Source organism: Lipingzhangella rawalii (assembly GCF_031628175.1).
Lineage (GTDB): Bacteria > Actinomycetota > Actinomycetes > Streptosporangiales > Streptosporangiaceae > Lipingzhangella_A > Lipingzhangella_A rawalii.
In genome coordinates, this window is the sequence record NZ_JAVLVT010000001.1 from 780,394 (window position 1) to 795,919 (window position 15,526).

Genomic DNA, 15,526 nt, shown 5'->3' on the forward strand with positions numbered 1-15,526 from the left:
GCGCTACTGCTGTGGGATGTGGTGCCCTAAAGGCTGCTCACCCAGTTGGTGAGCAGCCGCGCACCGGTGTCTGCGGACTTCTCGGGGTGGAACTGGGTCGCCCACAGCGGGCCGTCCTCCACGGCGGCAACGAACGGTTCACCGTGTGTGCACCAGGTGACCTGGGCGGGTTCCCGTTGCTCGCGGAGTTGCCCGGTGGGCTCCCAGCTGCGTAGGGCATAGGAGTGGACGAAGTAGAAGCGCTCGGTGGGCGCGATTCCCGCGAACATGCGGGAGTGTTCCGGTGCACGGACTGTGTTCCAGCCCATGTGGGGCACCACCGGTGCCTGGAGACGCTCGACCGTGCCGGGCCACCGTCCACATCCTGCGGTGGTCACCCCGTGTTCGACACCTCGCTCAAACAGAATCTGCATTCCCACACAAATCCCCAGTACCGGCTTTCCGGCAGCAAGGCGTCGCTCGACGATCTGCTCCCCGCCCACGGAACGAAGTCCCTCGGCGCATGCGGCGAATGCGCCCACACCAGGAACGATGAGTCCCGCCGCGTCCACGCTGGCGGCGGTGTCGTCGGTGACGTGCACGCGCGCGCCGGCACGTTCCACAGCACGTTGCGCCGAGCGTAGGTTCCCCGAACCGTAGTCGAGGATCACAACGTCTGGACTCACCTGTGTCCCCCTGTCTCGGTGGCGTCGTTCTCGCCGCGTTCCAGTTTCGGTGTGGGACGGTGGCCCACGAACCGAGCTTCAGTAGTCCAGGCGCAGGATGCCGGCGATCACCGCCAGCGCCGCACACACGGCCAGGGCGAGCGCCACGGCCCTGTTCACGCGCCACAGGGAAAATGTTCCTCCGGCGAGCAGGCCTCCCAGCGCGATAAGGAGGACACCCCACACCTGTGTCATCACAGAGTGCCTTTGGTTGAGGGCACGCCGACGACCCGCGCGTCCGGTTCGCAGGCGAACCGCAGTGCCCGGGCGAACGCCTTGAACTGGCACTCCACGATGTGATGTGCGTTGCGCCCGTAGGGAACGTGCACATGGAGGCCGATCCGGGCCTGGGCCACGAACGACTCGAAGATGTGCCGGGTCATGGTCGTGTCGTAGTCGCCGCCGATGACCGGGGCGATGTTCTCCGGCTCGGTGTGCACGAGGTAGGGACGACCCGAGACATCAACGGTTACCTCGGCCAGGGCCTCGTCCAGGGGCACCTTGGCGTCGGCGAAGCGACGGATCCCGGCCCGATCACCCAGGGCCTCGGAGAAGGCGGAGCCCAGGGCCAGGGCCGTGTCCTCGATCGTGTGGTGGGAGTCGATGTGCAGGTCGCCCTCGGTGTGCACTGTGAGGTCGAACAGGCCGTGCTTGGCGAGCTGCTCCAACATGTGATCGAAGAAGCCGACACCGGTGGCGATGTCGGCGGCACCGGTACCGTCGAGATTCACCTCGAGGCGGACCTTGGTCTCCTTCGTGGTGCGCTCCGTGCGGCCGGTACGACTCATGGGGTGCCTCCGTGCTTGGCTGTGGTCCGCGTTCGGCTGGAGTTCCGCGTCGGGCGGGGCGACGCAGAACCGCGCCTGTTCCCTAAGCCTGATGGGTCACTTCCAGTAACGCCGCGCGGAAGCGCGCCATTTCCGTAGCGGTGCCCACCGTGACCCGAAGCCAGCCCGGGGGCCCCACCTCGCGTACGAGGACGCCGCGTTCCAGGAGACCGTTCCAGACCGCACTGCGGTCGGAGAAGGTGCCGAACATGACGAAATTGGCGTCGGAGTCGGCCACTGTGTACCCCTGGTTCCGGAGCCAGGTGACGCAGGCGTCACGTTCCGCGCGCAGCTCGTCCACCGAGGCCAGAAGTTCCGTGGCGTGGTCCAAGGCCGTTTTGGCCACCACCTGGCTCGTCGCCGAGAGGTGATACGGCAGTCGCACGAGCTGGAGCGCCTCGACCGCGGCCGGATGCGCGGCCAGGTAGCCGATCCGGGCCCCGGCCAGGGCGAAGGCCTTGGACATGGTGCGGGTCACGATGAGGCGAGGATAGCGTTCCAACAGGCTGACGGCGCTGGGGGTTCCCTCCCGGCGGAACTCGGCGTAGGCCTCATCGACCACGACGACGCCCGGGCAGGTCTCGGCCACGGCCTCGACAGTCTCCAACTCCAGAGCCGTGCCCGTGGGGTTGTTGGGTGAGGTGAGCAGGACAAGTGTGGGCTGGTGCCGCGCGACCGCCGCCCGCGCCTCCTCCGGGTCGATCCGGAAGTCCTGCCCACGGTCCAGGCCCATCCACGCTGTCCCGGTAACCCGGGCCAGAACCGGGTGCATCGAGTAGGAGGGTTCGAACCCCAGGGCCGTACGGCCCGGTCCGCCGAAGACGTGCAACAGCTGCTGCAATATCTCATTGGAGCCGTTGGCTGCCCACACGTTCTCCTGGCTGAGGCCATGGCCCAGATACCGGGCGAGATCGGCCCGCAGGCGTGTGGCGTCCCGATCCGGGTAGCGGTTCAGCCCTCGGGCGGTTTCGGCGACGGCCGCACCGATGGCCGCACTGAGTTCCGCCGAGGGTGGAATAGGGTTCTCGTTGGTGTTGAGGGCGACGGGAACCTCGAGCTGCGGGGCACCGTAGGGTGTCATACCGCGAAGGTCGGCGCGGACCGGCAACTGGTCCAAACCCAACTCACTCATCATCGCCCCCGATCTGCTCGGTGCGTGCAGTGATGGCCGCACCGTGGGCGGGGAAATCCTCGGCCTCGGCGATGGCCCGAACCTGTGGGGATACGGCAGTGAGCGCCGAGCGATCGTAGTCGATGACCTGGACGCCACGAAGGAAGGTCCCCACACTCAGCCCGCCGGAGTGGCGTGCATACCCGCCGGTGGGGAGCACGTGATTGGAGCCGGCGCAATAGTCCCCCAGTGAGACCGGGGAATACGGGCCGAGAAAGATAGCGCCGGCGTTGCGTATCCGGGCGGCGTCCCGATCCGGGGCAGCGGTCATGATCTGGAGATGCTCGGCGGCGTAGGCATTGACAACCTCGATCCCCTGGGCGCTGTCGCGGACCAGCACCACTCCGGACTGGACGCCGGTGAGTGCCTCGCGCACCCGCTCGCTGTGTTTCGTGTCTTCCACGCACCGTGCGAGTTGTGTCTCCACCGCGTCGGCCAGGCGCTCCGAATCGGTGACCAGGACCGCAGCCGCGAGTGGATCGTGCTCGGCCTGGCTGACGAGATCCGCGGCCACGAGGGCAGCGTCGGCCGTGTCATCGGCCAGAACGGCGATCTCGGTGGGGCCGGCCTCGGTGTCGATGCCGATACGTCCCTTGAGGAGCCGCTTGGCGGCGGCCACCCACACGCTGCCGGGGCCGGTGACCATGTCGGCGGGATCGCATTCGGTGGTCCCGTAGGCAAACATCGCCACCGCTTGGGCTCCCCCTACCGCATAGACCTCATCGACGCCCAACAGGGCACACGCGGCGAGAATCGTGGGGTGGGGCAGGCCACCGAAGTCTGGTTGGGGTGGCGAGGCCACCGCCAGGGAGCCGACACCTGCCTCCTGGGCCGGCACCACGTTCATGATCACGCTGGAGGGGTAGACGGCGCGCCCGCCGGGTGCGTACAGCCCCACGCGTTCCACCGGGATCCAGCGTTGGGTAACGGTACCTCCGGGAACCACCGAAGTGCTGGTGTCCTGTGGGCGTTGGGCGGCGTGGACGGCACGGGCCCGGCGGATCGACTCCTCAAGAGCAGCACGGAGCTCGGGGTCCAGCTCCGACAACGCACCGTGCACCCGCGCGGGCGGAACCCGCAGTGACTCCATCCGCACGCCGTCGAAACGCTCGGTGAGTTCGAGGAGGGCGGGAAGCCCGCGCTCGGCAACCGCCGCACAGCTGGGGCGCACCAGCTCGAGGGCCGCGTCGACGTCCAGATCCGCGCGGGGAAGAAGCGTGCGCGGATCGCCCGTGGTGTCTCGAAGATCGATTCGGGTGAGCACCTGCCCATTCTATGGGCGGTCCCGGGGGTGGTGTGGCCACCCCGTGGGGGCTGGCCCCGGCGCGACGGACGCGAAACGTGGGCTCCAACTCCTTGGGGCCCCGGCGGCCACAGGTCTCCAATGCACCGAACCTCGGAACATGAGACTTACATTAGCCATTCCTTACTTTGGACTCACTTACCTAAACCAACACAGAACAGGCTTTCCTAAGTGGCGAACCCAACGTCAACCAAATTCGCATCGGAAGTACGTTTCGGTTATTCTCGTAACCATGACGACGATGACGATTGCCTCGGAACAGAAGCCTTCCAACCTACACCGACTCCTCACCGAACAGGTCGCCCACGAACTGGCCGCCGCGCAGCAGTACATCGCGATGGCCACGTGGTTCGACGCCCGTGACCTACCCCAGCTGGCCCGTGTCTTCTACCGCCAGTCCCTGGAGGAACGGGACCATGGAATGATGATTATTCGATTTCTCCTGGATAATGACATTCCGTTCTCTATTCCCGGAATTGACACAGTCCAGAACGAGTTCGACAGCGCCCGTGAGGTCGTTGCAGCGGCCTTGCGCCAGGAACGCAGTGTCACCGACCAGTTCAACCGTATGGCGGCCGCAGCCCGGGAGGAACACGACTACCAGGGCGAGCAGTTCCTCCAGTGGTTCCTCGCGGAGCAGGTCGAGGAGGTCGCAAAAATGTCCACGCTGTTGAATGTGATCGAGCGCAGCAACGGGAACCTCTTCGACGTGGAGGCATTCGTCGCGCGGGACATGCCAGACGAGCCACAGGATCCCACTGCACCGGGAACAGCGGGGCCTGCGGTCAGCTAAGGTCTCGCTGGTGGGGCGGGCACTGACGACCCCGACCAGAATGTCCCGCCTCCCATCGACCATTCCCGCCCCAATGATCTGGGGACCGCCCCCGGACACCAGAACCGCCGTAGCCGCTCCCGAACCCGAGGCCCGGCGCCGGTATCCCCAAACCGGTCCGCGGACACAGCGTCACGGGGCGGCTGTTGGCGGCTCCTCGCGCGACCGTTCGTCGCCTCCCGCGGGGCCGTTGACCTCCTCGGTGCTGGCGACATCGCCGAAATCGCCGGCGCTATCGACGGCAAGATCGCCTCGTAACACGCTCACCAGGTCGACGAGGCCGTACTGTGTCAAAGCCAGGAAGGGCCAGAACACCAAGGCCCCATAGGCCCGGATGCCCAACGGGGCGGGAACCACCTGGCCGGGTTCGGTTTCCTCCAGGGCACGTTCGACACCGGGGAGATCGGCGGCCACCCCTACGGCCCAGGCGAACAAGGCACCCAGAACCGCACCCACGGCCAGGCCCACCAGCACCACGAGCCTCAGGTCCGTGTGCAATCGAGCTGACCAGCGGTACTGCGCAATGTAGGCCAGATAGCCACACACCAGACCGACCCCCGCCGTAATCACGGCGAAGTAGCCGTCCGCGGCGAACAGCGCTTCCGGGAGCGGCCCCGGGTGCGTGGTTCCGTCCGGGGCCACGATCACCTCCGCACGGGGAACCAGCCACCACCACAGCAGACCAGCCGGCACCCCCAGCACCGCGACGGCTGCTGCCACCGTCGCTCCGGTCACGAGCTGGACCCGCACAGTTGGTTCCCCTCTCTGCATCCGGTCGAATCTCCACGGCCCCGGAGGACCCCGTCCGTGGACACGTGCCCTTTCCTCGCCCCACGCCCCTTTCCCGAACCGTGGGCACGGCGTATCCTCGCGTACAACCCGCACCATGCAACTTGCACGATTGCGATACTCGAATCTGACGGTTGCGAAGTCGGGAAGCCGACAGCCACCCCGAGAGACGGCCCGTATGCAACGACAGAGCCCCACCGTACGGCAGCGCCGGCTCGCACGGGAGCTGCGGCGGATCCGAGAGGATTCGGGCCTGCGTACCGCGGAGGTAGCCCGCTCCCTCGACTGGTCGGTGGCCAAACTGTCCCGGATCGAGACCGGACAGATTCGCGCCCACTGGGGAGACGTCGCCGACCTCCTGGACCACTACCGAGTTGGTCCCGCCCAGCGCGAGGCCCTGATCACTCTTGCGCGCGAGGCACGCCAGCGCTCGTGGTGGTCGGCCTACTCGGACGTGCTATCCAACGCCTACGTGGGGCTGGAGGCTGAGGCGAGCAGCGTGTGGCTCTGGTGCCCCCAGCTGGTTCCGGAACTGCTCCAGGTTGACGACTACGCTCACGCCGTCCTCAAAGTCACCCACCCGACAGCCGGGGTTGAGGAACAACGTCGTCGCATCGAGGCCCTGGGGCTACGTCGCCAGAACCTGGAACGCACACCGGCCCTCAGCGTGGACGCGATCGTCGACGAGTCTGTGTTGTGCCGAGTCGTCGACTCGGCCCGGACGCGTCAACGACAGCTGGAGCATCTGCTCAGCTGCGGCAACCGCGACAACGTCCGACTTCGGGTTCTGCCCTTCACCGTCGGGGCGCACGCGGGTATCGACGGTGCCTGCACGATCCTCTCCTTCGACAACGAGCGCGACCCCGACGTGGTCTATGTATCCAGTGGCGAAACCGAAGTGTTCCTCGAAAACGGCGACGAGGTCGCACGGCACCGGCGGCGAATGGCCGCCGTGGCAGCGACGGCCCTCGAGGAGTCGGAGACGCGGGCACTCATCGCCTCCTACTACGAGTCCTGCACCAATCCCGAACCGACCGAGAGGGAGTGACTCTCCGATGCTCACAGTCGTAGTCCCGGTCGCGGTCTTCGTCGGCGGCCTGGTCCTCGGCGCCTGGCTGACCGCGATGACGCGTACCTGGACGGTCGGTCGGCTCCTCGCCGAACGCGACCGCGAAATCCACCGGCTCCGCTCCGAGCTGCGCCTGCACCGACGGAACCCGGAAACGGACGAGTGCTGACTCCCCTGCCCACCGCCAGTCCGGGTGGAGGTCGCCAGCGCAGTGGCGGTTGGGTGATCCCCCTAGCCTGGAAGCAATGAGTTCTCACTATCCGGAACAATCCGGAGACACCGACGTAACAGCACAGCAGACCACCGACTCCGAAGATCCCCACGGCATGACAGGGGACACCGGGACAGACGCGCCTTCCACAGATCCGGCCCTGGAAGCGCCCCCAGACGAGGAAACCGCCACGACCAACGGATGGGCCCGCCCGCAACACAGCTCGGTCGTCGCCGAGACCTGTGCAGCTGCGGGGCTCCTGCTGATCGTTGCCGTCCTGGTCGGGGCCCAGCCGTTGCATATTCTCGCGCAGCTGACAGCCAGCGGGCCCAACGCGCAGGCCGCGCACATGATGCTGGCCGACGGCGCCCAGGCGCTGGGCGCGACCCTATTGGGCATCACCGCACTGTTGTCCCTCCGTCCCACCACCGGGACCTGGGTTCGCTGGGTTTCCGGTGCCACGATCGTCGTGGGCATCTGCTACGTACTGATCGTGGCCGCCGGTTATCCGATGGTGCCACCCGATGTTCCCCAACCGGCTCCGGAACAGCCGATGCCCATGCCGGAATAGTTCCGGTATCGGGGGGGACACACCACAGCTCCGGGTGGCCGTGCAGCTGGCACCCCTACGCGGTCATCGAGGGTTGTGGTAACGGGTGTCCATAACGTATCCATCGGTAGAGCGAGTTTCTCCGATGCGGGTTTCGGCAACGTAGTGACCCCTCCCCTTCCTCCAACGAAAGGGGCCTCGCCGCAGTGGATCTTCCCGCCCTCTCCCCCGAGTCCAGCTGGGAGGTGCGCATCCGCCCCGCGGATCCAGCGGGGCCCCCGGTTGGGGCCGGTGTCCTCCTCACCGACAACCGTCTTGTAACCTGCGCCCACGTTGTCCACGACGCCCTGGATCGTCCGCGTGTCCCCCGGGACACGCCCCTGCCGGTGCCTGCCCCGGGAAGTCGCGTCCTGGTGGACAGTCCCACCTACGCCGGTTCGTGGTCGGCACATGCCACGGTCCTGCCACAGTACTGGCACACGCGGGGGCAGCGGCCCGGCGATATTGCCATCCTGCAACTGGAGCACACTCCCGCCGAGCTTTCCCCGGCCAAATTGCGGCCGGTCAGCAGATACAACGCCTACCCAGAGACTCGGGTACGGGCCCGCGGCTTTCCCCGTCGCTTTCCGCACGGCCTGACCACCCACGCCGTGATTCGCGGTCCGGGTGGGGACAGCCCGGAACTGGTCCAGCTGATGCTGCTTCCCCCCGAGGCCGACCTCGAATCCGGACTGAGTGGATGTGGGGTCGTCGACGTCAGTTCTGCAACGGTGGTCGGGATTCTGACCAGCTTCCTCCGCAGTCCAGACGACCGCGCATACCTCGGATGGATGATTCCGGTGGACGAGATTCCAGCCGTACAGGGGGATGTCATCACCGCCCCACTGGATAGATTCGACGAGCTCAATGCGCATCTGGACTCCAAACTGCGCGAACTCGACCTCGACGAGGTTGCCGCATGTTACACCGCGGCCCTGGCCGGCCGCCCCGTCCGGGATGCCCGCCGGCTCGGTACTGCCTGGGAGGCCCTACAGCACTTGGGGGACCTGACGGACACCCCCGAAGGCACCCCGCGCACCGTGCTGTTCGTGGAACACATCGCCCTGCAACGTCACGACCTGGCGCGGGTGCTGCACCGCTGGACCGAGACGCATCCCGACTATGCACGTTTCCGGGACAATGTGGCCGCGATCCGCTCCGGCGCGGGCAGGCCGAGGGCGGCGGAGCAGCCGGAGGCCCCGGGGGACCCCGCAGCCCAGCCCAACCCCGCGTGGCTGATCATCCGAGCAGAGGTTCTGGACGCGGCAGGGACGACACCCCCGGGGGAGCCCGAGTCAGCGTCACCCCAAGGCACGTATCTGGTCGCACACTGGCTGCGCTATGGGCCACGGGACCACGGCCCCGAGACCGAGGCAGGTCAGTCCCGCCAGGTTCCCTACCCGGAGCTGCGCTCCCACGTGTTGGAGCTGGTCCATGCGGCGGAAACAACCCTGGCCCGGTTCGGAAACGATGAGCTGCGGCTCGAGTTCATCCTTCCGCTCGAGCTCCTGACCGAACCGATTCCCGACTGGCGGATCCCGGAGGGACATGACGTTCGGGGGCCGCGCCTGGGCGCGCGATTCGAGATCGTGCTGCGGAGCTGGGAACGCTGCTATGACCCCGCGTTCCGCCCGTACGCTCATCGGTGGCGCAGGCACTGGCATGAACTGTGCTCCGGGCAGGCGGGCGTGTCCTGGCCATCACGACGCACCGAGGACATGTCCCTGCTCGCCGAAGAGCTGGCACGTCCGGGCATGGTGGCACGCGTACTCGCCGAGCCACCCGACCGTACAGCGGGCCAGCTGGAGCTGCTCACCGCGCTGCGGGCCGGACTTCCGGTCATCACGTGGCGGGTCACTCCCCAGCACGAGTCCACACTCACCCGGAAACGGGGCGATACCCGCTTTCGTCGGTGGCTCGGCAACACTATTCTGCGGAGTCGAGACGCCCATGACGCGGTCTCCGGTGTTGCCGCCCTGCCGAGGGAGCTACGTGTGCAGCGCACGGCGGTTCCGCGGACACGACCGTTGCCGAGCGGGGACCACGATCCCTTCAAGGCCGCCCTGATCTATGACGATCCGACGCAGATACCGGATGTCGAGAACTCGGTCCGGTTCGCCAGTCCCCCCGGCCCCGACGACCCAGCCGGGTAAGGGTGGACGCGGGACAGCAGTAGGAGGGCCTGCCATGTCATCCGAGTCGATGTCCACGGCGGCCACAGGCGCCCCTGGTGGCAACCGCCAGTGGCCCCAGTGGTGGATTTACCGCGGCACGGGCCAGCCTCGCCCCCTCTTCGACGTACGTGCGGCACTTCCCGACCCGCCCCCGTGGCGCCGGTTCTCCGGAGGGCCGCCCCTACGGGACCCCCCTGAGGGGCACGCCGAGATGACCCGGGTTCTGGGCCCGGTCACCCGCGAGTTCCACCAGGCGGTCCAACAGCGCACGGACGACGAGGTGGAGGCGGTGAACGCGGCCCTGCTACTGCGGCGGCCCCTGCTGGTGACCGGTTCCCCGGGAATCGGCAAGTCGAGCCTGGCACACCACGTTGCACGGGAGTTGGGTCTGGGACGGGTGCTGCGCTGGCCCATCACCAGCCGCAGTTCCCTGGGAGACGGCCTGTACTCCTATGACCCGGTCGCGCGCCTGTACGACGTGTCCGTGTCCTCCGCGGTCTCCTCCCACGGCACGGGGGATCCCAGGCCCACAGAAGACCTGGGATCCTACCTGCGGCTGGGCCCCCTGGGGACCGCATTGCTGCCCTACGACATGCCACGGGTGCTGCTGATCGACGAGTTCGACAAGAGTGACGTCGACCTCGCCAACGATCTCCTCAACGTCCTGGAATCAGGCTCCTACACGATTCCCGAGCTGACGCGTCTCGCCGACATGCACCCCCAGGTCGCGGTGCGTACCGACGACCCGGACAGCAGTGTCGAGGTGCATCGAGGGATGGTGGCGTGCCGGGCGTTCCCGTTCATCGTCATCACCAGCAACGGTGAACGGGAGTTTCCCCCCGCATTCCTGCGCCGGTGCCTGCGGATCCGCATGCGTGAACCTACCGAGGAACAGTTGGCCGACATGGTCGCCGCACACCTGCACGAACATCCACAGGAACTGATCCGGGAGTTCGTGCGTCGCCGGCACAACGGTGCTGGCCTGTCCGTGGATCAGCTACTCAACTCCGTCTATCTGGCCAGTGCCGGTGGCCGCCCCGGCGGGGCATCATTGGACGAGGACTCGCTGACGCGGGTACTGGAACTCGTCTGGCGGAGGCTTACGGAGGCAGACCCAGAGTGAGCAGGCACGAGGGGTGGAACTCCGCACCGGATCCGGACCGGGACCACTCCGCACAGCTGTCCTGGTGGGAGCTCGCGGACGCCCTGTGGCTGCATCACCACCAGTATCCAGACGCGACCGCGCCCCACCGCGACGAGCCCACCGACCCGATGGTCATGTCCCCGTCCCCGCTCCCATCCTCGATGGGAGCGGGCGACACAGCCGACCTCCCCGAAGATCCGCATACCGGAACCGTCCCGGGTGACCAGGAGTCCCCGGATGCGACACCACCCCTGCACCAGGGCGACGACACCGCTACCGACCCCAGCGGCACTGCCGGGGCGCAGCAGGAGTTTACGAACGGGGAGCACCTTTTGGCCCCACCGTCCGGGTGGCCCGCTGAGTCCACCCACGGACCTCACCGGGTGCCGACACCCGCGGCCACGTCCCCGGACGCACCGCCGCATCAGAGCCTTCCGTGGGCACTCGGCCAGTTCCGCTCGTGGCAGGCCACAGCACACTCCAGCCTCCTGGACGAGGCGGCGACAGCCGAGGGGTTCGCGGAGCGGACGCTTGCCTTGGCGGGAACATCCGCACGCGCACCGTTGATCCCAGAGCTTCGTGGCGGGCGGGAACGCGCCCTGCGACTGACCGTACTCGTCGACGACACTCCGACCATGGTTGTGCACCGACAGCGCGTGGCGGAGTTCGTGGACCTGGCGGTAGGACTCCGCGTGTTCCGCTCGGTGCGGGTGTTCCGCTTCGACTCCGACAAAGGAGGTCAGCCGCCAGGTACGGATCTGTGGCTGTCCCCGGAGCGGTCCGGCCGCAGCGCCGGGGCACACACCACCGGGGCGTCGAAGATCGCGCCACAGGATCTGTTCGGCCGCGAGGGCCCCACGCAGGGGGGCACGGCGACGGGCTCGGGCGACACGGAGGTGACGCTTGTCCTGACCGACGCTGTCGGTCTTGGTTGGACCACCGGCGTGATGGAGCAGTGGCTGGCACAGTGGGGGCGATACTGCGCGCTGGCCCTCGTCCAGCTTCTGGATCGTAGCCAGTGGCCCCGTACCGCGATGGAGCTCTACCGGGTCACCCTGCGGAGAATCCGCCACCTGGGACGACCAGCGGGGGTCGTGGGCAACGACCACACCCGTGCCCAGCCGATCCATACCGCGGAGGCGTTGCTGCCCACTGACGATGCAGCCGCCGGGGACGGGGACAGCCACGAGGACGAGATCCGACGTCGGCAACGCACCGAGGACGCCATCCCGGTGCCGGTGTTGGAACTGGACCCGAACCAACTGTATCGCTGGGCCCGGTTCGTGATTCGGGGCACCGCGGCCACGAGCTACCACGGTCCGAGTCTGTTGGCCCGGGGGAAGGTGGATCCGGCGGCTGCACTGCTGGGCCACGGATCCGTCAGCACTGCCGGGGTGTCCGGATCGGACACCGGGCAGCCAACCGCGGCGCAGCGGGTCGCCCGGTTCCGGGCCACAGCCGGACCCAATGCCTTCGAACTCGCGGTGCTGCTGGCGGCCGTGCCGCTCTCCCTGGACGTTATGCACGTGGTGCAACAGCGGCTCCTTCCCAGCTCCGGTGCCAGTGACCTCAGCGAGGTAATCGCGGGTGATCTCGTGTACCAGCTGGCCGGAACGACACCACAGCAGGGTCCGGAGGAGATCTGGCTGGACTTCCACCCGGGGGTACGCCACCAACTGCTGACGGTTGGGGGGCGGCGTTCCGAGACCATTGCGGCCCTGGACCTGGCCTGCACGCAGATGTCGCTGCGGATTCCCTGGCTACACCGTGTGCACTCGGCGTTGTGTGCACCTCGCGACCGGCACGAGCTCAGCACCGGGGTGGACAGGGTCCCCGATTCGGTGGTCCATGCGGTTCTGGCCGCGTTTCAGGCCCTGTCCGGCCCCTACCGCGATGCCGTTGCCGACCTGGCTGCTGTCCGGGGCGACACGCACCCCGAATTCTCCGACAACGCCGCAGAGTCGCCTCCCGATAACATAGGGTCGACAACCGTGGACGGGCGAGCCCCGGATCCACACGTGGATTCCGGGGCCGCACCCACGCATTCCAGCCCCGACACCGGCGCAGACCGACCTGGGCACGGTGTGCATTCCCCCTCGAACGCTGTGCGCGAGCCGGTCCCTGCGGCTGCCCCCGCCGCATTGCCCCAGGCCGGCCCTGCGGAACTGATAGGAGCCCGCGTGGTTGATTCGTCCCCCGCCCAGGTGTCTACCCAGCCCCGACGCGGCCCCGACTATCCACCCCCGGTGTGGGGGCAGATCCCGCCGCGCAACACGAGTTTCGTCGGACGTTCGGATTTGCTGGAGCTGCTGCACGAGCGACTCCAGCAGGGAACGACGGCCGTCGTTCCCACCTCGCTCCAGGGCATGGGTGGCGTCGGCAAGACCCAACTGGCCCTGGAGTACGTGTACCGGCACCGCCAGGACTACGACCTGGTGTGGTGGATCCCCGCCGACAGCCCGGCACAGATCCAACAGTCGCTGGCGGACCTTGCCACGCGGCTCCGCCTCCCCGGATCGAGTGAGGCCGCCACCGCCGTCCGCTCGATCCTGGAGGCCCTACGACTCGGGGAGCCCTACGACAACTGGCTCCTTGTCTACGACAACGCCGGCTCCCCCGACTCCGTGCATCCCTTCATTCCGGTGGACGGCCCGGGACAGGTGCTGGTCACCTCACGACAGGCCGAATGGCGTCGGGATCGCAACAGCGCCCTGGAAGTGAACGTGTTCACGCGTGCGGAGAGTCTGGAACTGCTGCGTCTGCGTGGCCCGGCCGGATTGGGCGAACAGACAGCAGACCGGATCGCCGAACGCCTCGGGGATCTTCCACTGGCGGTGGAACAGACCGCAGTCTGGCTGACCGAGACCCTCATGGATCCCGAAGACTGGCTGCGGCTGTTCCAGGAGAAGTCCGTGGAGCTGTTGAACGAGGCCGGATCCGAGCACCACTCCTCGGTCGTCGCCACGATGAACCTCTCCCTGGATCGGCTGGCCGACACGAACCCCGCCGCGCTCCAGCTGCTTCGGGTGTGCGCATTCCTGGCTCCACAGCCGGTACCGCGTCGGTTGTTCTATGGGGCACGCAATGTCGACGTTCCATCGGAGCTACATGAACTACTCTCCGACCCCATCAAGCTGGGGCGTGCGTTGCGTGCCGCGGACAAGTATGCGCTGGTGAAGCTCGACCACCGCAACGAGTCCTTCCAGCTGCACCAGCTGGTGCAGCTCGCGGTGCTACAGCCCATGTCGCAGCAGGAACGTACCGCCATGCGCCGGGCGGCGCACATGCTGTTGGCGAATCTCAACCCGGGGGATCCGAGCTCGGCCGCGGACTGGCCCCGCTATACGGAGCTGCTTCCGCACGTTCGGGCAACCGACATGGTCGATTCGGATATCGCGTGGGCGCGGGAGCTGGTCATCGGCGAGATCCGGTTCCTCGGGCTCTGGGGAGCCTACAACGAAGGCTACGAGTTGGGTCAGTACACCCTGACCCGCTGGCGCGAGCAGCTGGGACCGGAGCATCGCCAGACCGTGCGTGCGGCCCTCGCCCATGCACGGATCCTGCGCTACCTGGGCAAGTTCCAGGACGCCTACGACCTGTGCACCAACTCGGTGAACACCCTCGCCGAAACTCGGGGGGCCGACGATGAGGAAACCCTGGACGCCAGTCGGCTGCTCGCTTGGGATCTGCGTAATCTCGGCGAGTTCCACCGTGCGGTCGAGGTCAGTGCGGACGTGCTGGCCAAACACACCCGACAGTTCGGAAGGGACGATCCCTACACGCTCCAGGCGGCGCATGTCCACGCTCTGGGTCTGCGCCTGATCGGGCAGTTCCAGGAGGGAATGGAGATCTCCTGGTACAACTTCCAACGCCTACAGGAGATGGTGGGCCCGGAGCATGAGAGCACCAATGCGGCACGGCACCAGCACGGGATCGCGCTCATGGAGTCGGGACGCTACGCCGAGGCGGAGTCCGAGCTGGACCAGCTGGTTCGTGACCTCAACCAGTTGCGCGAACCGAACGCGCCGGGGCGGCTCAGTGTGTTGGCCTCCCTGTCCGTGGCCAAACGCCGGACCGGGCAGTTGGAACGCAGTCGGACCCTGTCGGAGGAGGCCTGGTCCTACAGTCTGGACAGCATCGGACCCGACGCTCCGGACACGATGATCATTGCGAGCTGCCATGCCGTGGCGCTGCGGGTCACCCAGGAGCACACCGCTGCCCTGGAACTGTCCGAAGAAGTGCACCGCCGGTTGCGCGCCCTGTACGGCCCGCACCATCCGCACTACGCCGGCGCGGCGGTCAATTTCGCGGTGGTCTTGCGTCAGCACGGACGCTTCGACGAAGCCCGGGAGGTGAATGAGGAAGCCCGGTCCATTCTGGCGCTACGACTGGGAACGGATCACCACCACACCCTTGCCTGCGACGTGAACCGCGCGAGTGATCTGCGAAACTCCGGCGACACCCGAGAGGCGATCGAGCTTGGGGAGGACGTGGCGCGCCGGTGTCGGGAACTGCTGACCTCCGATCACCCGCTGACGCTGGCGGCACGCCGCAATCTCGCCCTCGACCGCCAGGAGATTGACGCAGACACCACGGAACTGAGCGAGGTTCACCGGAACTACCAGGCTGTCTTCGGCCCCGAGCATCCGGCGACCGTGGCGACCGCCGAGGGGCGCCGCGCCAACTGCGATATCTTCCTCACCGGTCTCTAGA

General features: G+C 67.4%; 13 protein-coding genes. 7 read left to right on the plus strand and 6 right to left on the minus strand.

The window, feature by feature from the left end:
• Positions 1 to 26: 26 nt before the first annotated feature.
• From hisH to hisD, 5 genes are all read right to left on the minus strand, one after another.
• Entirely contained in the window at positions 27 to 665 is a 639-nt protein-coding gene (gene hisH / locus RIF23_RS03490; protein ID WP_310910836.1) for an imidazole glycerol phosphate synthase subunit HisH, read from the minus strand.
• 78 nt (positions 666 to 743) lie between these two features.
• Positions 744 to 899 carry a hypothetical protein gene (locus tag RIF23_RS03495; RefSeq protein ID WP_310911268.1) on the minus strand — a complete coding sequence of 52 codons (156 nt, stop codon included), beginning with the start codon at positions 897 to 899 and terminating at the stop codon, positions 744 to 746.
• Positions 899 to 1,492 (minus strand): imidazoleglycerol-phosphate dehydratase HisB, encoded by a 594-nt coding sequence (gene hisB, locus RIF23_RS03500; protein ID WP_310910837.1) that lies wholly within the window; start codon positions 1,490 to 1,492, stop codon positions 899 to 901. Before hisB ends, RIF23_RS03495 begins: the two co-directional genes overlap by 1 nt.
• 82 nt (positions 1,493 to 1,574) lie before the next feature.
• Positions 1,575 to 2,663 carry a histidinol-phosphate transaminase gene (locus tag RIF23_RS03505; RefSeq protein WP_310911246.1) on the minus strand — a complete coding sequence of 363 codons (1,089 nt, stop codon included), beginning with the start codon at positions 2,661 to 2,663 and terminating at the stop codon, positions 1,575 to 1,577.
• Positions 2,656 to 3,966 (minus strand): histidinol dehydrogenase, encoded by a 1,311-nt coding sequence (gene hisD / locus RIF23_RS03510; protein ID WP_310910838.1) that lies wholly within the window; start codon positions 3,964 to 3,966, stop codon positions 2,656 to 2,658. The genes RIF23_RS03505 and hisD overlap by 8 nt, the downstream gene beginning before the upstream one ends.
• 280 nt (positions 3,967 to 4,246) lie before the next feature.
• Here hisD and RIF23_RS03515 point away from each other — a divergent pair, with 280 nt between their 5' ends.
• Positions 4,247 to 4,798, plus strand: coding sequence for a ferritin (locus RIF23_RS03515; protein WP_310910839.1), 552 nt, complete (start codon positions 4,247 to 4,249; stop codon positions 4,796 to 4,798).
• A 171-nt stretch (positions 4,799 to 4,969) separates the two neighbouring features.
• Here RIF23_RS03515 and RIF23_RS03520 read toward each other — a convergent pair whose 3' ends face one another.
• Complete coding sequence (locus RIF23_RS03520) at positions 4,970 to 5,587, minus strand: hypothetical protein (protein ID WP_310910840.1); 618 nt, start codon at positions 5,585 to 5,587, stop codon at positions 4,970 to 4,972.
• A gap of 217 nt (positions 5,588 to 5,804) precedes the next feature.
• Between RIF23_RS03520 and RIF23_RS03525 the strand changes: the two genes are divergently transcribed.
• The 6 genes from RIF23_RS03525 (at position 5,805) to fxsT (ending at position 15,525) form a co-directional block, all read left to right on the plus strand.
• A complete protein-coding gene (locus RIF23_RS03525; RefSeq protein WP_310910841.1) occupies positions 5,805 to 6,674 on the plus strand; it encodes a helix-turn-helix domain-containing protein in 870 nt (289 codons plus the stop codon).
• 7 nt (positions 6,675 to 6,681) lie between these two features.
• Positions 6,682 to 6,864 carry a hypothetical protein gene (locus tag RIF23_RS03530; protein WP_310910842.1) on the plus strand — a complete coding sequence of 61 codons (183 nt, stop codon included), beginning with the start codon at positions 6,682 to 6,684 and terminating at the stop codon, positions 6,862 to 6,864.
• A gap of 76 nt (positions 6,865 to 6,940) precedes the next feature.
• Positions 6,941 to 7,477 (plus strand): hypothetical protein, encoded by a 537-nt coding sequence (locus RIF23_RS03535; RefSeq protein ID WP_310910843.1) that lies wholly within the window; start codon positions 6,941 to 6,943, stop codon positions 7,475 to 7,477.
• A 185-nt stretch (positions 7,478 to 7,662) separates the two neighbouring features.
• Entirely contained in the window at positions 7,663 to 9,648 is a 1,986-nt protein-coding gene (locus RIF23_RS03540) for a VMAP-C domain-containing protein (protein ID WP_310910844.1), read from the plus strand.
• Between the two features lie 34 nt (positions 9,649 to 9,682).
• A complete protein-coding gene (locus RIF23_RS03545) occupies positions 9,683 to 10,792 on the plus strand; it encodes an AAA family ATPase (protein WP_310910845.1) in 1,110 nt (369 codons plus the stop codon).
• Positions 10,789 to 15,525 carry an FxSxx-COOH system tetratricopeptide repeat protein gene (fxsT, locus tag RIF23_RS03550; protein ID WP_310910846.1) on the plus strand — a complete coding sequence of 1,579 codons (4,737 nt, stop codon included), beginning with the start codon at positions 10,789 to 10,791 and terminating at the stop codon, positions 15,523 to 15,525. The genes RIF23_RS03545 and fxsT overlap by 4 nt, the downstream gene beginning before the upstream one ends.
• The last annotated feature ends 1 nt before the right edge of the window (position 15,526 follow it).